Source organism: Caballeronia sp. GAWG1-5s-s (genome assembly GCF_023631445.1).
Lineage (GTDB): Bacteria > Pseudomonadota > Gammaproteobacteria > Burkholderiales > Burkholderiaceae > Caballeronia.
In genome coordinates this window covers 56,118-79,447 of sequence record NZ_JALQDC010000029.1, presented here as the reverse complement: position 1 = coordinate 79,447, position 23,330 = coordinate 56,118, and the positions used below count along the sequence as shown (strand labels likewise).

Annotated in this window: 19 protein-coding genes; 10 read left to right on the top strand and 9 right to left on the bottom strand. The window is 62.7% G+C overall.

Features of this window, described 5'->3' with window-relative positions:
• Window positions 1–126: 126 nt before the first annotated feature.
• Both NCR34_RS21450 and NCR34_RS21445 read right to left on the bottom strand, forming a co-directional pair.
• On the bottom strand, window positions 127–552 hold the full coding sequence (locus NCR34_RS21450) for an NUDIX domain-containing protein (protein WP_248324568.1): 426 nt from the start codon (window positions 550–552) through the stop codon (window positions 127–129).
• 176 nt (window positions 553–728) lie between these two features.
• Window positions 729–1,346, bottom strand: coding sequence for a DJ-1/PfpI family protein (locus NCR34_RS21445; RefSeq protein ID WP_248324567.1), 618 nt, complete (start codon window positions 1,344–1,346; stop codon window positions 729–731).
• 553 nt (window positions 1,347–1,899) lie between these two features.
• Between NCR34_RS21445 and NCR34_RS21440 the strand changes: the two genes are divergently transcribed.
• The 7 genes from NCR34_RS21440 (at window position 1,900) to NCR34_RS21410 (ending at window position 11,572) form a co-directional block, all read left to right on the top strand.
• Complete coding sequence (locus NCR34_RS21440; protein ID WP_248324566.1) at window positions 1,900–4,146, top strand: polysaccharide biosynthesis tyrosine autokinase; 2,247 nt, start codon at window positions 1,900–1,902, stop codon at window positions 4,144–4,146.
• Window positions 4,147–4,237: 91 nt separating this feature from the next.
• Window positions 4,238–5,515, top strand: a complete 1,278-nt coding sequence (gene tviB, locus NCR34_RS21435; protein WP_248324565.1) for a Vi polysaccharide biosynthesis UDP-N-acetylglucosamine C-6 dehydrogenase TviB — start codon at window positions 4,238–4,240, stop codon at window positions 5,513–5,515.
• A gap of 20 nt (window positions 5,516–5,535) precedes the next feature.
• The gene (locus tag NCR34_RS21430; RefSeq protein WP_248324564.1) at window positions 5,536–6,639 is read left to right on the top strand and encodes an SDR family oxidoreductase; all 1,104 of its coding nucleotides are present in this window, start codon (window positions 5,536–5,538) and stop codon (window positions 6,637–6,639) included.
• A gap of 85 nt (window positions 6,640–6,724) precedes the next feature.
• Entirely contained in the window at window positions 6,725–8,020 is a 1,296-nt protein-coding gene (gene murJ, locus NCR34_RS21425) for a murein biosynthesis integral membrane protein MurJ (RefSeq protein ID WP_248324563.1), read from the top strand.
• Complete coding sequence (locus tag NCR34_RS21420; protein ID WP_248324562.1) at window positions 8,017–9,207, top strand: glycosyltransferase family 4 protein; 1,191 nt, start codon at window positions 8,017–8,019, stop codon at window positions 9,205–9,207. The genes murJ and NCR34_RS21420 overlap by 4 nt, the downstream gene beginning before the upstream one ends.
• Window positions 9,204–10,379: a glycosyltransferase family 4 protein gene (locus NCR34_RS21415; protein ID WP_248324561.1), complete on the top strand. Its 1,176-nt coding sequence runs from the start codon at window positions 9,204–9,206 to the stop codon at window positions 10,377–10,379. The genes NCR34_RS21420 and NCR34_RS21415 overlap by 4 nt, the downstream gene beginning before the upstream one ends.
• Window positions 10,376–11,572, top strand: coding sequence for a glycosyltransferase (locus NCR34_RS21410; RefSeq protein WP_248324560.1), 1,197 nt, complete (start codon window positions 10,376–10,378; stop codon window positions 11,570–11,572). Before NCR34_RS21415 ends, NCR34_RS21410 begins: the two co-directional genes overlap by 4 nt.
• 119 nt (window positions 11,573–11,691) lie before the next feature.
• Here NCR34_RS21410 and NCR34_RS21405 read toward each other — a convergent pair whose 3' ends face one another.
• The 3 genes from NCR34_RS21405 to NCR34_RS21395 form a co-directional block, all read right to left on the bottom strand.
• A complete protein-coding gene (locus tag NCR34_RS21405) occupies window positions 11,692–11,922 on the bottom strand; it encodes a hypothetical protein (RefSeq protein ID WP_248324559.1) in 231 nt (76 codons plus the stop codon).
• 199 nt (window positions 11,923–12,121) lie between these two features.
• Window positions 12,122–13,210, bottom strand: coding sequence for a glycoside hydrolase family protein (locus tag NCR34_RS21400; protein ID WP_248324558.1), 1,089 nt, complete (start codon window positions 13,208–13,210; stop codon window positions 12,122–12,124).
• A gap of 606 nt (window positions 13,211–13,816) precedes the next feature.
• Entirely contained in the window at window positions 13,817–15,001 is a 1,185-nt protein-coding gene (locus tag NCR34_RS21395; RefSeq protein WP_248324557.1) for a GNAT family N-acetyltransferase, read from the bottom strand.
• A gap of 390 nt (window positions 15,002–15,391) precedes the next feature.
• Between NCR34_RS21395 and NCR34_RS21390 the strand changes: the two genes are divergently transcribed.
• Window positions 15,392–16,516, top strand: a complete 1,125-nt coding sequence (locus tag NCR34_RS21390) for a GNAT family N-acetyltransferase (protein ID WP_248324556.1) — start codon at window positions 15,392–15,394, stop codon at window positions 16,514–16,516.
• 73 nt (window positions 16,517–16,589) lie between these two features.
• On the opposite strand, the gene NCR34_RS21385 is transcribed toward NCR34_RS21390, so the two are convergent.
• Both NCR34_RS21385 and NCR34_RS21380 read right to left on the bottom strand, forming a co-directional pair.
• Window positions 16,590–17,672 carry an EpsG family protein gene (locus NCR34_RS21385; RefSeq protein ID WP_248324555.1) on the bottom strand — a complete coding sequence of 361 codons (1,083 nt, stop codon included), beginning with the start codon at window positions 17,670–17,672 and terminating at the stop codon, window positions 16,590–16,592.
• Between the two features lie 91 nt (window positions 17,673–17,763).
• Window positions 17,764–18,780 (bottom strand): right-handed parallel beta-helix repeat-containing protein, encoded by a 1,017-nt coding sequence (locus NCR34_RS21380; protein ID WP_250501046.1) that lies wholly within the window; start codon window positions 18,778–18,780, stop codon window positions 17,764–17,766.
• Between the two features lie 126 nt (window positions 18,781–18,906).
• Between NCR34_RS21380 and NCR34_RS21375 the strand changes: the two genes are divergently transcribed.
• Window positions 18,907–19,473: a serine O-acetyltransferase gene (locus tag NCR34_RS21375; protein WP_248324553.1), complete on the top strand. Its 567-nt coding sequence runs from the start codon at window positions 18,907–18,909 to the stop codon at window positions 19,471–19,473.
• 395 nt (window positions 19,474–19,868) lie between these two features.
• Window positions 19,869–20,996 carry an MraY family glycosyltransferase gene (locus NCR34_RS21370; RefSeq protein WP_248324552.1) on the top strand — a complete coding sequence of 376 codons (1,128 nt, stop codon included), beginning with the start codon at window positions 19,869–19,871 and terminating at the stop codon, window positions 20,994–20,996.
• 19 nt (window positions 20,997–21,015) lie between these two features.
• Here the strand turns inward: NCR34_RS21370 and NCR34_RS21365 are convergent, their stop codons facing one another.
• The gene (locus NCR34_RS21365) at window positions 21,016–22,035 is read right to left on the bottom strand and encodes a polysaccharide deacetylase family protein (RefSeq protein WP_248324551.1); all 1,020 of its coding nucleotides are present in this window, start codon (window positions 22,033–22,035) and stop codon (window positions 21,016–21,018) included.
• Between the two features lie 39 nt (window positions 22,036–22,074).
• Window positions 22,075–23,256, bottom strand: coding sequence for a hypothetical protein (locus NCR34_RS21360; RefSeq protein ID WP_248324550.1), 1,182 nt, complete (start codon window positions 23,254–23,256; stop codon window positions 22,075–22,077).
• Between the last annotated feature and the right edge of the window lie 74 nt (window positions 23,257–23,330).

The following is a 23,330-nucleotide window of genomic DNA, read 5'->3' as shown; positions in this document are numbered from 1 at the left end:
CTGGCGCAGCACCGCGCTCGCCGATTGTCTCCGCGGCGCAGAGACAAACCGGTTGCAGTCCGGCCGGAATGCGGCCGCGCGCCAGTGGCGATCGTAGCGCAAGCCGCGCCGCGCGGCTTTCGCCCCTCAGAACCCCGCCGACGCCCCCGGCGCCGAGCCAATGTCGCGCCACGACGAGCGCGTCGTGCCGCCGCCGGCCGCGCGGTTCAGAATGGCGCGCGTGCCCGGCGTGACCGGCATGGCCGCGAGCTGCGACAGCTCGACCCAGCGCACTTCGTCGATGCCCGCGCGATAGTTCGCATGCGGACGCGCGTCGGCCGGAATCGCCACGCGATAAACGTGATGCACGTGGTGCGCCGACACGTGCTGCCACAGAAACGCCGCTGCGCTTGCCTCCGCGCCGGTCTCCTCGTAAAGCTCCCTGATGGCCGCGCTCATCGCCAACTCGCCGTGACCGACTTCGCCGCCCGGCAGAAACCACGGACCACCCCGTTCCTTCACCAGCAGCACTGCATGTTGGCGAACCAGCAACACCGTCGCCCGAACCCTCATGTCCCCATCTCCAGATGATTGCCGCGTCGCCCCGTTCGCGCGGCTGCCTCGTCAGCGTTGCGGCCGCTGACGGTCATTTCGTTGTAACGCATAACCGGCGGGCCGCGCAATCGGTTATACCGCTTTTTTCGGCATCTGTTTAACGGACCGGAGCGGCTATCGACCGGGCAAAGCGCTCATGCGACAACGCTCGCCGCGTCCAGATACGGCGTCACATTGGCCATCGCGCGGTCCACGTAGGCGTCCTTTTCGCCCACCGGGGCGACATAGTGGAGGGCGCTCCGTGCCGCATCGACGCCTGCGAGCCGCGCAATGACCCACGCCGCCAGATACTGGGATGCCAGGCAGCCGCCCGCCGTCGCGACGTTGCCGCGCGCGAAGAACGGCTGTTCGAGGACCGCGACGCCGGCTTCCTGCACCCACGGCTTCGTCGTGAGATCGGTGCAGGCGGCGACGCCTTGCAGCAAGCCGAGCTTCGCGAGCACGAGCGTGCCCGAGCACTGCGCGCCGACGAGCTGCCGCGCGGGATCGAGCGCGAGCCGCGCCATCAGGCTCGCGTCGGCGACGACTTCGCGCGTCAGCATGCCGCTGCCCACGATGACCGCATCGGCCGTCGCCGCGTCTTCGAGCGATGCCTGCGCCTTCAGCACGACGCCGTTCATCGAGCGCACCTCGGCCGACGGGCTCGCGATCGACACGGTCCAGTCCGGCTTCCTGACGCGATTGAGTATGCCGAGCGCGATCAGCGAGTCGAGTTCGTTGAAGCCTTCGAAGGTGAGAATGGCGATGTGCATGGCGGCTGAGGATCGGCGTCGAGGACTTCGCATGCTAAAGCCACGAGCGGATGCGGGCAATCGGGGCATCCGTGACGACATCTCTATTAGTACTTCGAGACTTTACGCAATCGTCCATTCTTCCGACGAAGCTTTCGCATCGTCGTTCTTTTAAGCGTTCAAAACAAAACCTGCTTATTGCGAAATAGTCGACCGGTTTAATACGAGGGTCATAAACGCACTGAATACGGTTTGAATCATTAGATGGATAACGAGCGTCCGTATAAACACCGACTCGAAGACGCTTGCATTAGTAACCCGAATTAACTAGATGCGAGCGCTCTTTTATATTCCTCAGGCGATTTGATTCGCCGTCCGATATACCCGCAGGCCGGAGTGTGGGGTTCCGCGCATACCCGTGAAATGCAGACTGATACGGTTGCGTCACGCGCAATTCGTCTCATGCGCACACAGAACAATCATCTGTCTTCCTTAGAAACTCACTCGGAGCATCCCGCTGCAGAAGTCCGCCGTCTCTGTCTGAACCGACCATAAGCGCCCGGAACTGCTTAATATGATTGCCAGAACTAAAACGTCCGACGAAGCCGCTACCGAAACCGACGACGAGATTCCTTTTGCCTCTTTAATAGACACGGTGATCAATCACCGCGTGCTGATTACGGTGGTCGTGCTTTTCGCGTTGTTGCTCGGCGCGGCTTACGCGTATCTGAGCCCGCCCATCTATCGATCCGCCATTCTGATCAAGGTCGAAGACAACAAGGACGTATCGAATTCGCGCCCCGGCGATCCGCTGAGCAACATGCTGCCGACGCTCGACGATCGCTCTTCGGCGGAAGGCGAAATGCAGGTGCTCGGCTCGAAGCTCGTGGTCTCGCGGGCGGTCGACGCGCTCAAGCTCTATATCAGCGCCGAGCCGCGGCGCTTGCCGATTTTCGGCAACCGCTTCTCGCATCACAACGGCGAGTTGTCGGAGCCGGGCCTCTTCGGTTTCGGTGACTACGCATGGGGCGACGAATCCATCACCGTTCCCGACTTCGACGTGCCGCGCCAGCTCGAAGGCAGCAAGTTCACGCTGACGGCGCGCAAGGACGGACAGTATGAGTTGAGCAATCCCGCGCTCGGCACGCCGGTCATCGGCACCGTCGGCGAAGTGCTGCTCGTGCAGACGCCGAAAGGACCGGTGCGCTTGCTCGTGACGGCGCTGCGAGGCAATCCGGGTGTCGGCTTCGAGGTCGTGCACTACTCGCGTCAGCTGACCATCGACGCGATCCAGAGTCAGATGAAGATCAGCGAGCAGGGCAATAAATCGAGCGTGCTGAAAGCGACGCTCGAAAGCGCCGATGCCGTGCAGGTGGCCGCGACCATCAACGAGATCGGCCGTCAGTACGTGCGGCTCAATGGCGACCGCAAGGCCGTCATCGCGGAGAATTCGCTGACCTACCTGCAACGCCAGTTGCCCGTGCTCAAGCGTCAGATGGAAGACGCCGAGAACGCATACAACACGTATCGCGACCGGAATTCGCTGCTCGATACCGATGAAGCGAACCGTCTGCTGCTCAAGCAAACCGCCGACGCGAACGCGCAGCTGCTGACGTTGCGCCATTCGCGCGATGAGCTCTCCACGACGTTTTCGAGCGCGCACCCGCGAATCGTCGCGATCGACAAGCAGATCGCCGCTACCGAGCAGTTTCTCTCGAAGCTGAACGACCGCACGCGTTCCATGCCGATGGAAGAGCAAGGCGCGCTGCGCCTCCTGCGCAACGTCCGGGTGAGCACGGACCTCTACACGGCGCTGCGCAACAACATCGAAGAGATGATGCTCATCAAGGCGGGCAAGGCCGCGTCGGTTCAATTGATCGACACGGCGGACGTGCCCGAACTGCCGGTCAAGCCGATCAAGTGGCTCGCGTTCGCCGTCGCGCTCGCGCTCGGCCTCTTCGCGGCCGTGGGCCTCGCGATGCTGCTCGACCGCATCTTCCGCGGCGTCACGGATTCGCAGGAGATCGAAGTCGAAACGGGTCTGAGCGTGTTCGCGACGATTCCGCAGAGCGCGCGTCAGCCGGCGCTTTCCAGCGTCGTGAACGGCACGTCGCCGCGTCAGGCGGTGCTCGCCGCGCAGTTTCCGAAGGACCCGACCGTCGAAGCGCTGCGCATTCTGCGCTCGGCGCTCCAGTTCTCGCTGGTCGGCGCGCGCAACAACGTCGTCATGATCGCCGGGCCGCTGCCGGGCGTCGGCAAGTCGTTCCTGTCCGCGAATCTCGCCACGGTGCTCGCATCGGGCGGCACGCGCGTGCTGCTGATCGACGCCGACTTGCGCAAAGGCTATCTGCATCGGCAGTTCGGCATTCAGCCGGGGCCGGGGCTCGCGAACATTCTGAGCGGCACGCATACCTTCGAGGGCTCGGTGCAACGCAACGTGCTGCCCAATCTCGATGTGCTGCAAGGCGGACCGTATCCGGCGAGCCCGGCCGAGCTGCTGCTGAGCTCGAAGTATCGCGAGGTGATCGCAGAAGCGTCGCGAAGCTACGACATCGTGCTGGTGGACGCCGCAGCCGTGCTCGCCGTATCGGACGCAGGCGCGATCGCTCCGGCGGCCGGCACCATCTTCCTCGTCTCGCTGTATGGACGCACCCGCGTCGGCGAAATCAAGGAGGCGATGAAGCGGCTGAACCAGACGGGCGCGCGCGTGACCGGCGTGCTGCTCAACGGCGTCTCGCTGCATACGGCGAACAAGGCGCTCGCGGGCCGCTACGGCAGCAGCGCCTATGTGGCGCACAACTACGAGTCCGCACCCGAATAAGCTGGCCCGGTCCCGCGCCGCGGGGCCGCAGCAGACGAACCGCCAGGCACCATCCGACCCCAAGCGTTGCTTAGAGACTGGAGAAACCGTCATGCGTTCGCTTACTGACCATAAGATCGCCGTGATCGGGCTCGGCTATGTCGGCCTGCCCCTCGCCGTCGAGTTCAGCAAGCATCATGAAGTCGTGGGCTTCGACGTGAACCGCCATCGCATCGACTCGCTGCGCGAAGGCCACGACGCGACGCTCGAAGTCCCCGACGACGAACTGCGCGCCGCGAAATCGCTCGTCTTTGCCGACGATCCCGCCGCGCTCAAGGACTGCACCGTCTTCATCGCCACCGTGCCGACGCCGATCGACCGGCACAAGCGCCCCGATCTCGGCATGCTGCTGCGCGCGAGCGAAACCATCGGCTCGGCGCTGAAACCCGGCGATGTCGTGATCTACGAATCGACCGTGTATCCGGGCGTCACGGAAGAAGAATGCGTGCCCGTGCTCGAACGCGTGTCGGGCCTGCGCTTCAACGTGGACTTCTTCGCGGGCTACAGTCCCGAGCGCATCAACCCGGGCGACAAGCTGCATCGGCTGCCCGACATCAAGAAGGTCACTTCGGGCTCGACGCCGGAAGTCGCGGACGCGGTGGATGAGTTGTATCGGCAGATCATCACCGCCGGCACGCACAAGGCGAGCAGCATTCGCGTGGCGGAAGCGGCGAAGGCCATCGAGAACACGCAGCGCGATGTGAACATCGCGCTCGTGAACGAGCTGTCGATCATCTTCAACAAGATGGGCATCGACACGGAAGCCGTGCTCCTTGCGGCCGGCACGAAGTGGAACTTCCTCAACTTCAGGCCGGGGCTTGTCGGCGGTCACTGCATCGGCGTCGATCCGTATTATCTGACGCACATGGCGCAATCCATCGGCTACAACCCCGAGATCATTCTCGCCGGGCGGCGCCTGAACGACAGCATGGGCACCTACGCGGTCTCGCAACTGGTGAAGGCGATGACCCGGGCGCGCATCTATATTCCCGGCGCGCGCGTGCTGGTGATGGGACTCGCGTTCAAGGAGAACTGCCCGGACATGCGCAACTCGCGCGTGGTGGATATCGTCACGGAGTTGCAGCAGTACGGCACGAATGTCGATGTCTACGATCCGTGGATCTCGCGCGAAGATGCGTTTCACGAGTACGGCATTCAGCCCATCGAGGAACCTGCGAAGGGCGCGTACGACGCGATCATCGTGGCGGTATCGCATCGTCAGTTCGCGGAGATGGGCGCTGACGCGCTGCATGCGCTCGGCAAGGACCAGCATGTGGTGTACGACCTGAAGTACGTGCTTCCGGCAGACGCCAGCGACCTGCGTCTGTGACGCGTTCACAGAGAACGACCATGCCCGACCCCGACCTTGACCTCGACCGATACGAATCCGTATGCGAAGCGTTGCGCGAGAAGCCGCAGACGTGGCTTGTCACCGGAGTGGCCGGCTTTATCGGCTCGAACCTGCTCGAAGCCTTGCTGGCGCTCGATCAACGCGTGGTCGGCCTCGACAACTTCGCGACCGGACACCGGCGCAATCTGGACGAAGTGCGCAGTGTCGTCGATGAGCGGCAGTGGCAGCGGTTTCGCTTCATCGAAGGCGATATCCGCAACCTCGCCGATTGCAAGGCGGCGCTCGAAGGCGTGGATCATGTGCTGCATGAAGCCGCGCTCGGTTCCGTGCCGCGTTCGGTGCGCGATCCAATCGCGACGCACGACGTCAACCTGAGCGGCTTTCTCAACATGCTGTGCGCGGCGCGCGAAGCGGGCGTCGAGAGCTTCACGTACGCCGCGTCGAGTTCGACATATGGCGACCATCCGGGCTTGCCGAAGGTCGAGGATCGCATCGGCCAGCCGCTCTCGCCGTATGCCGTGACCAAGTACGCGAACGAACTGTATGCGTCGGTGTTCGCGCGGACCTACGACTTCCACGCGACAGGGCTGCGCTATTTCAACGTCTTCGGCAAGCGTCAGGACCCAGACGGCGCGTATGCGGCCGTGGTTCCGAAGTGGACCGCCGCGCTCATCGAAGACGAGGTCATCACCATCAACGGCGACGGCGAAACGAGCCGCGACTTCTGCTATGTCGATAACGTCGTCCAAGTGAATATCCTCGCCGCAATGGCCGCGCGCGAGGCGAAGGGGCAGGTGTACAACGTGGCGGTCGGGGACCGCACGACGCTCAAGCAGTTATACGAAGAACTCAAGCGGGCGCTCGCCCGACATGGCATCACGAGCCGCCGGGATCCGGAGTACGGCCCGTTTCGCGCGGGCGACGTGCGCCATTCGCAAGCCGACGTCTCCAAGGCCGAGCGTCTGCTCGGTTACGGACGCAAGGTCGCCTTCGCGGACGGCATCGAGAGGGCCATGCCGTGGTATGTCCGCTTCCTTTCAGAACAAGCTGACCGCGAGCCAATCAGCGCACAGGCGCTTTCGGCCGCAGGCGGCGGACCATGAGGCCCTTGCGTTGATCTCACAATTTGCGGCACTGAGAGAACGGCTTTTACAGCTTCACCCGGATCACCTGCGCGCCGCGCGCGGGATGGCACGCGTCGCCGTCTTTGTCCTGCTCGGGCGATGCGCCGGCGCGGCCAAGGAAATGGTCATCGCGTATCGCTATGGCATCAGTCACGTCGTGGATGCGTATCAGATCACGCTGACGCTCGTTTCGTGGCTGCCGGCCGCATGCGCGGCGGTGTTCGCAATCGTGCTGGTTCCGGCATTCGTGGATCTGCGCCGCCAGTCGGCGAACGAGGAGGCACAGTTTCTCGGTGAACTCGTGGCATGGGGAATCGTCGTCGGCCTGGTCTTCACCGCGATCCTTTATCTCGTGTGGCCGTACGCGCTTCAATTCATGGCGGGCAGCCTCTCCGCGCAGACGAGGGAGATGGCGCATCAGATGATGCTGGTGATGGCGCCCATCGGGGTACTCATCATGATCGAGACGGCGTACGGCACGCGCTTGCAGTCGAAAGAGCGCCATATCGGCACGCTGCTCGACGGCTTGCCGGCCGTGATGACGCTGCTGCTCGTGCTGTTCATGACGGAAAAGAGCGCGATGGTGCCGCTCATGTGGGGCACGCTGCTCGGCTATGTCGTCTTCGTGCTGGTGGTCTGGCCGCTCGGCGGCAAGGTGGAAGGCCGTTACGCGCGCCTCTCGCTCACGTTCCGCTCGCAGCGCTGGCAACCCATCTATCGCGCAGTGCGCGTCTTCATGCTGGGCCAGCTCGTGGTGTGCTGCTCGCCCGCGCTGGATCAGTACTTCGTCGCGCATCTGGGCGATGGCGCGGTCGCCACGCTCGGCTATGCGAACCGCGTCTTCGGCCTCTTGATCAGCATGGGCGCGCTCGCCATTGCGCAAGGCACGCTGCCCGTGCTCTCCGACATTCTCGGCAAGGACGACGTGACGCGCGCACGGCAGACGGCGTTCCAATGGTCCGTGCTGATGCTGGGCGCAGGGACGGTGTGCGCCGTGATCGCGTATCCGCTCGCGCCGTGGATGGTGCAGGTGCTCTTTCAGCGCGGCGCGTTCACCGCGGGCAATACGCTGCTCGTCGCCGAGCTGATGCGATATTCGCTGGTGCAGTTGCCCTTTTACTTCGCCGCGCTGGTGATGATGAACCTCCTGGCCGTCGAAGGACGCTACAAGGACATGGCGGTCGTCACCGCGCTCGCCTTCGTCGTGAAAGTGCTGGCCAACGTCGTGCTCACGCGCTGGATCGGCATGCCGGGCGTGTTGCTCGGAACCGGCATGATGCACGCGTCGGTGTTCTGCCTGTCGATGATCGTCGCGAAGCGCGTGCCGCCCGCGCGTCCCACGGGAGATCTGGTCGCATGAACATCACGCTGCTCGTGAGTTCGATGGGAAGCGGCGGCGCCGAACGCGTCGCGGCCACGCTCGTCAATGCGTGGAGCGAGCGAGGCGACACCGTCACGGTGGTCGCGACGTATCGTCGAAGCACGCCCTGCTTCTATGCGCTGTCGGACAAGGTGCGCTTCGTGCGGCTGGCCGACCGCGTGAAGCAGCCGCGCAGCGGCGCGCTCGGGTATCTGGAGCGGCAGCGCGCACTGCGTGCGGTCATCGCCGAAAGCCGGCCGGATGTCGTCGTGAGCTTTCTGTACAACGTCAACGTCGCGGGCATTCTCGCGTCGCTCAGGCAACGCGTGCCGCTCATCGTGTGTGAGCACAACGACCCGTCCGTCGACGGCCGCTCGCGGTTCTGGCGGCTCGCCACCCGCCTTGCCTATCCGCACGCGGACGCGGTAACGGTCCTGACCGAGAACGTCGTGGAGCCTTTCCGCGCGATGGTGCCCGGCGTGCGCCACATGGCGGTCATGCCGAACCCGCTGCCGCCGGAACTGTTCCGCGAGTTCGAAAAGACGGCAATTGCCGCTGAGAACGGACGGATGCGCCTTGCTTCGTTCGGGCGGCTTCATCCGCAGAAGAATTATGGATTACTAATTGATGCGTACGCGTCGATTGCGTCGCGCTTCCCGCTGTGGGACCTGACCATTTGGGGCGAAGGCGCCGAGCGCGCATCGCTACAGGCGAAGATCGACGGCTACGGACTCGGCGATCGCATCTTCATGCCCGGCGTGACGAGCGATCCGTGGGCGGAGATGCGGCGCGCGCAGGCGTTCGCCATGTCGTCGCGCTTCGAAGGATTCGGGCTCGCGCTCGCCGAAAGCATGGCGCTGGGCGTGCCCGCCGTGGCAGTCGATTGCAAGAGCGGCCCGCGCGACATCACGCGCAACGGCGAAGACGCGCTGCTCGTGCCGCCGAACGACCGCGACGCGCTCGCCGACGCGCTGGCCCGTCTGCTCGGCGACGAAAGACTGCGCGCCGAACTCGGACGCAAAGGCGCGCAGTCGATGCGCGAGCGTTATTCGGTCGACGCGATTTTGAGGCTTTGGGACGCGCTATTCGAGCGCGTCGGTGTGCGGGCCGCCGGCATCCACGCGCCGCAGAGCGCGAACGTCCGCAATCGTCGGGGCACAACTACGCTGCATGGGACGAGGCCATGAACAAAGTCATCCTGTTTGCGAATACCGACTGGTATCTGTACAACTTCCGCCTGTCGCTGGCCTACCGGTTACGCGATATGGGTCACGAAGTCGTGCTGATCTCGCCGCCGGGCGAATACGGGCCGAAGCTATGCGAACTCGGCTTTCGCTGGCGCGCCGTGCCGATGATTCGCCGCAGTCTGAATCCGTTCCGCGAACTGGCGTTGGTGTTATGGCTCGCCCGTCTCTTTCGCGAAGAAGACGCGGCGCTGGTGCACGGTTTCACGATAAAAAGCGCAGTGTACGGATCGCTCGGCGCGAAGCTGGCTGGCGTGCCCGCGCGGGTGAACTCGGTGGCGGGCCTCGGCTACGTATTCACGAGCCGCGATTTGAAGGCGCGATTGCTGCGCCCGCTCGTTCGACGCGTGCTGCGCGTGGCGCTCGATGGCGACGACTGCGCGCTCATCCTTCAGAATCCCGACGACGTGACGATGTTCAAGACCGCGCGCCTAGTGGATGAGAAAGCGATTCATCTCATCAAAGGCTCGGGGGTCAACTGCTCGCGCTTCAAGGCGCCGCCCGACGACGCGCCGCTTTCGTCGGAGCCGCTGCGCGTGCTGCTCGCCGCGCGCATGTTGTGGGACAAGGGCATCGCGGAATTCGTCGAAGCGGCGCGCGCGCTCAAGCGCGAGCATCGCACCATCCGGTTCGTGCTTGCGGGCATGCCGGACGCGGGTAATCCGGCGTCTATCGAGCGGTCGACCATCGAAGGCTGGGTGGCCGAAGGTCTCGTCGAATGGCGCGGTCATGTGAGCGACATGCCTTCTCTGCTCGCGCAAACCGACGTGATGGTGCTGCCGAGCTATCGCGAAGGTCTGCCGAAATCGCTGATCGAGGCGGCGGCGTGCGCGTTGCCGCTCATCACGACGGACGCGCCCGGCTGCCGCGAAGTCGTCAGTCGCAACGGCGAGGACGGTCTCGTGGTGCCGGTGCGCGATGCGACCGCGCTCGCAAACGCGATCCGCCTGCTCGACGATGATCGCGCGCTCGCGCGCCGCCTGGGTCTTGCCGCTCGCGACAAAGCCTTGCGGGAGTTCGACGAAGCCATCGTGCTCGACAAGACCATCGGCGTGTATCGCACGCTCGCGCCCGCGCCGGAACGCGCGCCTTCTTCGCTGCACATCGCGCCGTGAAAATCGTCCATATCATCACGGCGCTGCCGGCCGACGGCGCGGAGATGCTGCTCTACCGGCTGATACGCGCATCGCGCGGGACCGGCGTTCGGCATACGGTGATCTCGCTTTCGTCCGAAGACACGCTGGCCGCGCGCATTCGCGAAGCGGGCGCCGAAGTGCGCATCCTCGGCATGCGTCGCGGCGTGCCCGGTCCGCGCAAGTTCGCGACGCTGATCCGCTGGCTCGGCGAGCTGGATCCGGATGTCGTGCAGACGTGGCTCTATCACGGCGATCTGATGGGCGGGCTCGCCGTGCATGCCGCGAGCGCGTGGCGACGCATGCGCGGTTCGCGCGCGCCGCGCCCCGCGCTCGTCTGGGGCATCCACCACACCGACTTGCGCTCGACCGGCAGCAACCGCATGACGCGCTGGGTCACGCGAGCGTGCGCGCTGCTGTCGGCGCGCGTGCCGGATTCGATCATCTGCTGCGGCGAAGCGGCCAGACGTTCGCACGCGCACGGCGGCTATTGTCCGACTAAGATGATGGTGATTCCGAACGGCTTCGAGCCCGATCTCTTCAGACCGATGCCGCAGGCGCGCGAGACCTTGCGCCGCGCGCTCGGCTTCGACGCGGATGCGCCGGTGATCGGTATCGTCGGGCGATATCATCCGGTCAAGGACTATCCGAACTTCATTGCCGCGATACGCCGCGTGTCTGAGGCGCTCCCGCATTGCCGCTTCGCGATGGCCGGACGCGGTCTCGACGACAGCAACGGCGAGCTCGTCGCTTGTCTGCGCGAGGCCGGTGTCGGCGACGCGTGCCGGCTCCTCGGCGCGCTGCCGGACCCGCAAACGACGCTCGCGGCGCTCGACGTGTTCTGCCTCTCCTCGCGCAGCGAAGGCTTGCCGACGGTGGTCGGAGAAGCGATGGCCTGCGGCGTTCCGTGCGTGGCGACCGATGTCGGCGATACGAAATGGCTCATCGGCGAAACCGGGTTCGTGGTCCCGCCGCAAGACGCAGACGCGCTTGCAACAGCGCTCATCGCGATGTTGACGCTGAGTGAGGAGACCCGCGCGGCGCTGGGAAAAGCGGCTCGCGAGCGGATAGAGCGCCAGTTTTCCATCGACACGACTTGGCACCGCTATGAGGAAACGTACCGCAGAACCCGCACGATGCCGCGCGGCCCGCGTGCCGAAAGGCTCAATGCCTGAAACGACGCTTTGCTTGCATTACGCGCGTGCGCTGTTGCCCACGACACGACAGACTGACGATTGAAGCTTTGGGTGGCGTTGAACGCGATGACCGGCCGACTTTGAAAAAACTGCAAGCGCTAGTCGGAGTGGCCCGAGCGCGACGACTGAGCCGCTTCGTTCGGCTTCAGCGGCCCGGACTTGTGAAACCGCGCACGCATGCCGCCGAACAATCCGGACGACGCCTCCGCGTTCTCCGATTTCCGGCGGTTGCGCCGCCGCGACGGCAGCAGCACCTCGGCCAGCGCCAGCAAGGCCAGAGCGACGACAGCGAAAAACGCGATCGTGCCGACAGTAGTGGCGAAATTCATGCACTCTCCAGATGATTCGGTGCCCGGGTAAACCGCAATCGGGCCACCCTTTTAGAGCACCATCCATGCCTTAAGTTTTCGGCAAATTTCCCTGGAAGTTTAGTGCGTTGGCGCTGAGTGGAAATCAGAGACAGCCGACAAACAGAAGAGCCGCGACGAAATGGCGGCTCTCCTGTCCATGGCAACGGACGCCTGCCGCTTAGCGCGTGTACGTCATGTTCGTCACTTCGACCGACGGGCCGGCGTTATCCCAGTCCGTCTTGCTGAAGCCGAGCGCCGAATGCGTGTACACCGGGTTGTCGCTGCTGATATGGCCCGTGACCGAGCGACCGTTCAGCTGCAAGCCGCCGACCGCGTACGCCACATGGTTCGAAGCGTTGTCGTGGTGGTTCGTGATGTCGATCGACACGACCTTCGCGACCGGTCCGGGGAACGCGCCGAGGTACACGAGGATGCCGTAGTGGCAGCTGTTCGTCGTCGGGCTGATGATCTTGATGTTCTGCAGCACCGCGTTGTTGTTGTTCGGCTCGATGTCGAGGCCGGCCGAAGGCATCGTGCCGCCGATGGTCGACCACGTCGGCGAGTCGAACGTGATGTTGCTGCCGCTCGTGATCGTCGCGCCCTGACGGCGGCAGCCCGTCGCCACGTGCTTGGTGATCATGACCGCGTTGCTTGCCTTCGTGACCGTGCGATACGAGTTGCCGATGTAGATGCCGTCGCCCCAGCAGTTGATGGTGGTCGGCGAGGTGATCGTGACGTTCGTTCCGCCGGCAATCGAAATACCCATGCCCTGCCCGCCGTCGTTCGGATCGTTCGTGGCCGAATTCAGCTCCTTGCTGCCGTCGAGCGTCGCGTTTTCGATCTGAACGTTATCGACGTCGAACACGCGCAGCATCTGGTAGCTCGCCGTGTTGTGCGCGAGCAGCTTGATCGACGCGCCGCTTGCGAAGCGCAGGTGCGAATTGGAGCGCAGATCGAGGCCGGCCGCGTCGATGCGCACCTTGCCCGAGATCAGCAGAATCTTGCCCACCGAGCCGTCGATGGCCTTTTGCAGCGCGACGCGGTCGTTGGTCACGCCATCGGCCTTCACGCCGAAGGAACTCGCGTTGACGACGGTGCCCGAGGTGGAGGAGCTCGCGGTCGCTTGCGTCGACGATGCCACGCTGGTGCTCGACGCCGCCGACGCGCTTGAAGCGGTCGACGCGCGGTGCCAGCGCTTGTCGGTGGCGGCGAGGTCGTCGGCGCTGCCGCCGCCGCACGCGGCCAGTGCCGCCGTGCCGGCGCCCATGACAAGCGCGGTTACGAACTTGCGGCGCGTGAAAATGCGGTTTTCGGTTTGGGAGGCGGTGTGCTCGAAAAAGGAATTAACGGTTTTTTTAGAAAAGGACATTGTGCTTGACGTTATTGATAGGCGACTAGGAAAAGAACGTTCGTCGAAGACCGATAGATCGGGCGACATTTGCCGAGCGGTTTAACCGGGGCGCTACATTGCCCAAAGCAAGCCACTCCCAATATGCCGGTCAAACTTACTTCATAACGCTCGCGTAACAAGGTATCTAATACCGACACCGGGGACGTATGATACATAACCTTGTATGATCATTAATAATGTTTCGTAACGAGCTGTAACGAAATAGCGGGGACAGGTCATAATGTCGAGGACGTACGTACGCCTCAATCGCACGTCTGGCGGGGGATTCGGGAAAACGCGGGGGATTACTTCTGAGGATTGATATTAATTTCGCACGAGCGGCGAAATTAATCCGTCGTCGCAAAAGGACGACGGTTTTCACGTCTGAGGAAAAGTGAAATTCTTTCTGGCAATATTCCTCTGAATTAATGCGCCGGCTGCGTGTTTTATTGCACGATTTTCCAGCCGGCGGATTTACTCAGATTATTTAGCGGCTTCGCTCGTGCGGGTTTCTACTGATTCACCACGGGTTTTGCCGGATGTGGCATCGCTATTCGGCCGACGCATTCCCGCGCGAATAGCGGCGAGTTTCGCAATGCCTTCCTGCATGGCGAATGCGACGCGTCCCCACGGAGACTGGGCGATCTGAATGCTGACCGCGACCGCGAGATTGCCTTTGCTCCAGTACGGCTTGAACGCCTCTGACCCGACGCCGAGGTCGAAGTCCAGCCGGTGTTCGAGCGCCCAGCGCACCCACGCCTCCGTGGTGATCGCGCCGGGCGCGAGCTTGCTGTGCTGGCGGTCGAAGCCGCCCATCGCGCCGAGAATGCTGTCGGTGCCCATCCCGATCATATTGGCCGCGATGGGCGCCCCATCGAGCGTGAGCACCATCATGCGCGCGCTGGGCTCCGAGTCAGATCCGGCCGGGTAGTTGAGGATGCTCACCAGATAATTGCGGAAGAGCGGCGAATAGAGCCATGCGCCCTTCTTGTCGACGCGCTCGGCCCAGTTGCGCTTGCAGGCGAGCATCCAGTCGACCATGCGGGCGTTCTCGTCAGCGTCGTCGGGGCCGAGAATGCGGATCTCGACCTTGCCCTGCCGCTCCAGACGCCTGAGCAGCGCGCCGGGCTTCTTCCCGGATAGCGTGCCGAGCGGCGCCGAGAAGCTCTCCCAGTCCTTCTCGCGCGAGAGTCGCGCAATGGCGTAGGGATGCTCGTTCGCGACCATCATGCCGTCGTGGGCGCTCGCCAGCCGATACAGATCGCCGGTCTTGTCCAGATAAGGAAGGAGGATAATGTCCGAGGGGCACTGCTCCCGCGCCGCGCGCCAGACGGCTTCGGTCAGCGCGGGCGACGCGTAGTCGGGGTCGGCGAGCACGGTCGTATAGTCGGCGGATTCCGGACTCAACGGACGCAGGATGGTCCAGAGCCGATTGCGCGAGCGCACGAGGGGCCATACCGCGATGAGACGACCTTCGCTACGAACCGCGATGAGCCGCAGCGCGCGCCCGAGCGGTTTTGCGACGCACTCCCAGCTCAGCCACGCAACCGGGAACGATTCGTGATGGCGGCCCTTGGCGCGCTTCCAGAGCGCCTGCCATTCGGGTTCGAGTGCCTTGAATACTTCGGGTGATTTGATGATCTCGATGTGCGGTGCTGGTGCAATCATGAATGTGCCTAAGCCCTTGCTTGGTTTAGGATCGCCCGTGGAACAGGGATCGACGGGTTGGACAAAAGTACGCGAGTCTGGACCCTTGGGTGTCCTGCGCCTGAAATCTTGCATCGGCGAGCAAGGGGCGCAACGTGCGATGCCGTACAGTGGTTCACGCGAATGCTCAATACCCTGCGGTAAAACACCGTAATACGTCGCCCGACGACGTAACTTGACATCGCCGAAAAATATGCATTGCCTCTTTGATCCGATCTCGGCACACGCTTTCCATCCCGCCACGCGAGGCATCGGAAAGTTGTCGACTAACGCGCACAGCGCCTGATCCTGATACTGCCGAAAGGCCCGAATCTAGCCCCATGGCTATCATGAACCGAGTTGCGAGGGACAATGGATAACGAATGCTTTTCTGTCAGTGCTCTACCCGATACGACGAATACCGAAGCAGTCAAAGCCAAACCCAAGACAAAACCCAACAAACCGAACAAACCCAAGGCTAAAGCAAAAGAGGTCGTCACGAGCGCGAACGACAACGCTCGACCGCAAGGAGCGTTCGAACGGTCGATCTTTCATCAGCCGTGGTGGCTCGATATCACCAGCGACGGCAGGTGGGGCATTGCCGAGGTCAAACAGGGCGATGAAGTGATCGGCGAAATGCCGTACACGCTCGAACGCAAAGGCATCTGGCGCATCTCGGCCTTGCCGCCGATGACCCGCACGCTCGGGCCCATCATCAAGCCGCAGAAGTTGGGCACCCCCGACCGCGAATGGTGTTATCGACTGGACATTACGAGGCAATTGATCGCCAAACTCCCGCCGGTCGCGCATTTCCATCAACTGATGGACACGCGCATGTCGGAAGCCGAAGCCTTCGCCTTCATGATTCACGGCTATGACGTGTCGATCGGCTACACGATGGAAATGCCAGCCGAACGGACGGAAGAAGAGGCATGGTCCGGCCTGCGCCGCAATACCCGCAACTGGGTGAGGCGCGCGAGCGAGCAGCTCACCATTCGCGAGATCGACAGCCCGGACGGCTTCACGCGCTTCTACGACGAGAACCTCGCCGTGCGCAAGCGCAACAACGTGTACGGCTCGCAGATCATGCGGCGACTGCTTACCGAGGTGCTTCAGCGCAAGTCGGGCACGTTGCTCGGCGCGTTCGATCAGAGCGGCAAGCTCGTGGCCGAGACCGCTCTCGTGTGGGACGACCGTGCGCTCTATTACCTGCTGTCTTCGCGTCTTCCTGAAGCGCACGGCGGCGCCATCAGCCTGCTGATCTGGGAAGCGGCGCGCGTGGCCCGCGAACGCAAGCTGCTGTTCGATCTCGACGGCATTTCCACCGCCAGCATTCTCGACTTCCTGTCGGGCTTCGGCGGCCGTCTCGTCACGCGTTACGAGATCGAGAAAGTTCGCGCGGACTTCGGCGCGCTGCGTACCGTCCTGCGCGGCGAAAAGACCGCGACCAAGACAGGCGCCAAGCGTCTGCGCAAAATGCCGGTGGAGAAAACGTGATCTGACGTGATCTGACGCGCTCGGGCGTTCGTCATCGACTCGCACATTGCGCCGATGACGAATCGCCCGCGGTCTAGCTGCCGATGAAATACGCGTAGACGCCCTCGAAATAGCTCTTGATGATCTCGGCGGATAGCACCAGCAATACGCCCACGATCCACCAGATCGAGAATGCGTTGCGGAAGCGAATCTGCGCCACGATGAAGGGCAAGAGCAACTGCACGCAATACCAGACGCGCCCCTTGCCGAACGGGAACAGCGCGAACGCGAGCACCAGATAGAAAACCAGCACGATATGCATGGTGGCCAGCTCGGTCCAGACCGTGGGCTGCGCCTTCGGCCTGTTCTTCCATTCCGAATACAGCATGACGATCGATGCCGTCATATAGACGACGAGCAGGATCACGAGCTTCATCGTGAAGTCGTTTTGATAGCCTGCATATTCGTCGATGCGTCGGCCGCCGAAATTGCGGAACAAAAAGCCCGCTGACGATACGAGCACGAGCGCCGTGACGCCCGCGCATGCGAACGATAGCCGCCGGCGGTCGCCGCACGCGCGGATCGCTACGAGCAACAGCGCCGGAACGGCGAACGTCGTGTGGACGAAGCTCGCGAGGACCCAACCCGTCAGAGGCCGCTGATACCGCAGCGAAAGCAGCATGGCGATGGAAAAGCCCATGCCCTGACGAATCTGGAATGTGCCGACCGTGGCGAGCGCCATTGGCACGACCGCCCACAGGCATAGCCCGACGAGCGGCCTGCGCACTTCCAGCAGCGCGATGAAGATCAGCGTGTTGAGCAGCACCACGGTCACGCGCACGCCCGTCTCAGGCGACAAGCCGAGCGCATTCAGCCCGACCACCCATGCGCGCCAGCCGAATTCCTCCGTGACCGTGCTGATGACAAAAGCGAGCGTCGATGTCCGTTGATAATAGGACGTGACGAACCAGTCCCACGTCGTGCGGCGGAAGTATTCGAGGTAGTTGTCCTGGTCGAGCAGCGTGGACACCTCGCGCGGACTCGTCGCCATCAGATAAAGAATGACGAGTGCAATGGCGATATAAGCCCAGCCGCTCGGCGTCGCAAAGAAGTTCTGCGCGCGATGCCCTGTCCGAGACGCCTGTGCGTCGCTCAATCGCATTGCCCGTGCTTTCATCTAAGGATTCCCAAAGGAATATCGTCCGAATACGAGCGTGCGGCGGCGCACGCATCGAGTCTGTACGTTGTCACACAACGCGCGGATGGCACTATCGGACGAGCCGCAGGTCCGTCACGACGACAGCGGGACCGCGCTTGTCGTAGTCCACGTTCTCGACCGACGCAAGCCGGGAATTCACCCACGTAGGCCCGCGACTTTCCACGCGGCCTTTTACGATCCAGCCTTTCGTATCGAGCCCCGAAACGCTGAACGCGTTGTCGGCCGAATTCTCATCGCGATGCCCGCTGATCCGAATATCGACATTCTTCGCCCTCGGTCCCGGCAATTGCGCGAGGAACACGAGAATGCCGATCTTGCAGCGGCGCGTGACGGGATCGACGACGCGGATGTTTTCGAGCACGTCCCGATTCGAGTTCGGCTCGATATCGAGTCCCGCGGAAGGCGCCGTGCCGCCGATGTCTTCCCATACGCCGCGCTCGATGGTGATGTCGCGGCCACTGATGATGGACACGCCTTGTCGCCGGCAACCGACCGCGCGGTGATCGACGAGACGAATGCCATCCGGCGCGGTAGCGCTCGGCCGGTAACTGTTCGCGATGTACACGCCGTCGCCCCAGCAGCCGATGGTCGTTGCCGAGCGAATCGTCACATTGGCGCTGCCCGCCACCGAGATGCCCATGCCATAGCCCTCTTCGTGGCGCTTGGCGGGCGCGGCGTTCAGTTCCTTGCTGCCGTCGAGCATCGCGCCTTCCAGCACGACGTCGTTCACGTCCCAGATGCGGATGATCTGATAGAACGGCGTGTCGTGCCACAGCAGCTTGATGGATGCGCCGGGCCGGAAGCGCACGCGCGATCCGCTCCTGAGTTCGACGCCGCTCGCGTCGATGCGGCAGCGGCCGCCGATCACGAGCGTCTTGCCGACGGAAGCGTCGATGGCCTTCTGAAGCGCGACGCGATCGTTCGTCGCGCCGTCGCCCTTCACGCCGAAGGTGGCGGCATCGACTGTATCGTCGGCCCACGCGAGCCGTGGCGCGACGCTTTTCATCAGGACACCCGAAGCAATCATCTGGATCGCGAGTCTTCTTTGCATACCGTTCAGGCGCATGCGCGCTTCATATGGAATAAGTCAAACGAAATGTGAGTTCTCACACTTATATGCTCGCTCGTCCCCGTTAGGCTAGGCGGCAACGACCGCCCTCTCCGCTCTTCAACTCACACGACAAATCGAGCAATGAAGCCCCTCGACCTTATCAGAAGCGATCTCTACCGCTACGCCGGATCGGTCGGTACCGGCGCATTCATTCGCAAGTTCGTTTCATCCGAAGGATTCAATTACTCCGTGTGGTTTCGCCTTGCATCGGGGTATTCCCGAGGACTGTCCGGCGTACTCCTTAGAATCATATTGCGCCGCAAACAGCGGCAATTCGGCATTGTCATTCCGGTGGGAACGCGTATCGGGCCGGGACTCTACATCGGCCATTTCGGCACCATCGTCGTGAATGAAACAGCGGTGATCGGCGCCAATTGCAATCTCTCTCAAGGCGTGACCATCGGCTCTAATCACGGACAAGCCGCGACCATTGGGGACAACGTATATATCGGCCCAAACGTGTGCATTGTCGAGAACGTATTGATTGGCGATTCGGTGACTATCGGCGCGGGAAGCGTCGTGACCTCGAATGTGCCTTCCAACGTGACGGTCGCGGGCGCGCCTGCTCGCGTGGTCAGCGACGACCTCGCGCGCAAGCGCGAAGGCCGCTATATCGTGCGCCGATGGGCCGCTCCGGACATTGCATGATCGTTCGGTTGTCATGACGGCGACACGAGATATGTCGGCAAGGTCGCTAAAGCACAAACGTAGGCTTTTGCGACCCGCCAATTTTGGATCAATACGAGGTCTAGCCAACATTTCGTCAACGAAAAACCTAGTTACCGAAACGGCTGTCCGCGCGATGATATTCGGACTCCAAACATCCGCGCACGCGCGGGAATTCCCTGATTATTCATAATAAAGGCTTTTTCTAAACGGGACTTCGGAGCCCTTATTTATCGGTGTTTCTTTTTTAGCCGAAGCAGGTGTGTTGCATTTGCTTAAACGCACGGCCGGACCGTACCAATTCGCGGCCATCGTTCGCAGGTGCAGCATGTTCCGAACCGAATCGTCCGCACTGTTGACAAAATGAGTAAACGACAATGCTGAACCTTGCCCTCGGCTGCTTCACTTCGTTTTGTCTGACTCTTCTGATCGTCAAATACACGAGCCATGCGGGATCCAGATGGCTCGACAGCGATCTCACGGGAGTGCAGAAAAATCATGCGTTTCCGGTTCCGCGTGTCGGCGGCATCGCAATCATCGGAGGAACGGGTATTACGTTCGTCATGGGCGGCCTGTTCGGCGCCAACCCGCGCGGCGAGTCTCTGTTGCTGCTCGGATGCGCGGCCGTTCCGTTCATGGCCGGCTGCGTGGAGGACCTGACCAAGCGCGTGAGTCCGCGCGCACGGTTGCTCGCGGCGATGGCCGGCGCGATCGGCGGCGTCTACGCGTTGAATGCGGTGATCGGGCGCGTGGACCTGCCCATCGTCGACCGCGGTCTCGCGCTGATGCCGCTCGCCATCGCGCTGACCGTGCTCACAGTCTCCGGGCTCACCAACGCGATCAACCTGATCGACGGGATGAACGGCCTCGCTTCGGTATCGTCCATCCTCATCTTCGGCTCGATAGGCTATGTCGCGCATCAAGTGGGCGACTGGCTCATCATGAGCGTTGCGCTGACGATGATCGGCACCATCCTCGGTTTTGCGGTCTGGAACTATCCGGGCGCCGCGATCTTTCTCGGCGATGGCGGCGCTTATTTCATCGGCTTCGTCATGGCGGAACTGCTCGTACTCCTGATCGCGCGCCACCCGGCTGTTTCTGCGTGGTACGCGGCCGTGGTCGCCATCTATCCGCTCTTCGAGACCATTTTCTCGATCTATCGACGCAAGCTGGTGCGCGGGCGGCCGGTCAGCGAACCGGACGGCGTGCATCTGCATACGCTCGTGTATCGGCGGATTGCGCTGCGCGGCGCCGATTATCGCGATGTACGGCAGCGCGGACGCCGCAATGCGCGCACGTCGCCGTATCTGTGGGTGCTGTGCTCGGTGGGCGTCGTGCCGGCGTCGTTGTTCTGGAACGAGCCGGTCGTGCTATTCGCCACCGACCTCGTCTTCGTGAGCGTCTACGTGTGGTTCTACGCGTGCATCGTGCACTTCAGGACACCGCGCTTTCTGGTCGGCCATTCGTCGATCACGCCGGCCACGTCGCAAGAAACGCGGCGCTAGAAGGAACCGAAGCGGCGGCTCAGTTCGCCGCTTCGGACGCGTTGTATTCGGGCTCGTCCGTCCGATGCCGGGCGGCGAGCGCGCACAGTTCTTCCATGTTCATCGACACGAACCCGTACTTGTCGCGCAGATGCGCGTAGTGGTCCGCGATGCGCTGCAGCAATGCGATGTTCTGCGCCGTGTCGCGTCCGAAGTTGTGCGGATGCCACCACAGGTGATAGAGCCGCTTGTTGATGGCCGCATAGGTCATCGCGTCGGTGATTCGCTTCAAGCGAAGACCGTCCAGCCACGCGGTTTTGCGCTTATACGGCCTCAGGAAACTGCTGGCCGGGAAATTGAACGGCATCGCGCGATAGCAGTCGTCGAGCGCATAGGTGTTGTGGCCTGAGAGGTCGATGTAGGCATCGAGCAGGCGCGTCGCTCGCTTGAGCCGGCTCTGGCCTGCCTTGTCGGAGGCCGCATAGGCGTGCCCCTCTTGCGTGCCGCGATAGCACAGCACCCCGAAGCGCGTAAGCGAAGCGAGGTACGCGTCGTTGCACTGATTGCGCGGAAACACGATGCTTCGCACGGACACGCCCGCGCGTTGCGCCACTTCGACGGCGCGCGCGAGATCGGCTTCGAATTCGCGCACGCCCTGCCCTTCTTCCAGACAATAGTAGTGCGAGTACGTATGCGTGCCGATGGCCTGTCCCGGCTGGCGCGCAATGCGCTCGATCAGTTCCGGCGCGAAGTGATAGAGCGGATCGAGTTCGCGGGCGGCTTCGATGTACTCATAGGGCGAGATGCCGGGGCGCGTATAGCGGGGCCGCGCGTCCGGCAGATTCGCCTTGAGTTCGGCGACATCGCGATGGAACAGGAAGCCTACCGTCGCCCAGGTCGCGTGAATGCCGCTCGCGCCGAACACGCGCAGCATCTCGGGAATGGCGCGCCGCACGCCGCGCAAGTTTTCCCCGTAGCTCTCGATCGTGCGCGTCTCGCGCACGCCCCATAGCAACTCGAAGTCGAGAGAAACGGTGAAGACGCCGTGATCGAATGGCATGAATCGGTCTCCCGACAAAATACGCGCGGCTACGGTGGATCAACGAGCGGAACGGGCCATGGCGTTTCGGTCGCGCAATGGCGTCGCGGCGGGCGTGTCGGGCACATCGCTTCGCGCATCGGCGGTTGCGCCCGCGCGCTCGTACGCCAGCACGAGGGCAATGTTCACGCACAGGATCATTAGAAGGCCGACGATCAACATGCTCAGATTGCGCAATTCATCGTGGAATCCGAACGTGATGAAAAGCGGCACGTTCACGGCGAGCGCGATCCAAACATGACGCCGGAAGACGACCGGCAGCTTGCTCCAGCCGGAGCGCAGCAGAACAACGGCAATCACGATGTTGATGACGTTGAAACCCTTCGACATCACGACGCCATAGTTGTATTCGAAGCGCAGATAGCTCAACGGATGAATCAGAAAGTCGAGGTTATGGAACAGATGGAACTGCGCGACATCGCCGCTATTTCCCGCATATTTCAGCTTGATGGCCAGATTGACCGCCGCCGCAATGGCGAGCAACACCGCTTGCACGATCACGGCGCGACGCAAGGAAAGTCGCGCGTGAAGAAACGGAAACAACGTCAGCGTGAAGAAGAGAAACGATTCCTTGTTCAATGTCGCGATGGCCGTGAGCGGAATCAGCCATAACGCTCGTCCGGTCGCCGCGAGCCATACCGCGAGCATCATGAAAAGGAGTTCGGGGAAGTCGTAGAAATAGGCGCCGTCGGTCAATATCAGCGGGAATATCGCGGCGAGCGCCATCGGCGCGAGCGTGCTTGCGGTTCTGTCCGCCTGCAAGGTCATGCAGACGGCGCGCATCGCGAACATCGCCAGAAAGAGCGCGGTGAACGACATGCCGAAGATCAGGTAATAGCGCAGCGCGTATTGCGGATTACGCGCGTCGACGGCGCTCGGGTAAAACCAAGTGATCGGATGATGCGTGCGGTTGTCGTCCATCAGAAGCGCGTCGACTTTCGTCTTCAGCTTCTCCGGCATGGCGCGTTCGACGCCGTTCGCGAGCATCGGCAATAACTGGCGATAAACGAAGGGACGATCGATCGTGCCATCGAGCATGGCGGGCAACGCCCATTCCGGCGTCTGGTCGCGGAATTGCCACTTCGTGAAATAGCCGTTGTACGATGCCGCCGCGACCACGTAATACATCACGACGAGCAGCATCCAGCGTACACCGCGGCGCAGAACGGGTTCGTTAAACATGGCGATCTCCAGACGATGTGTCGACCCAGCCCCGCAGCTCGGCACGAGACTGATATCGGTCAGGCGACTGTTCC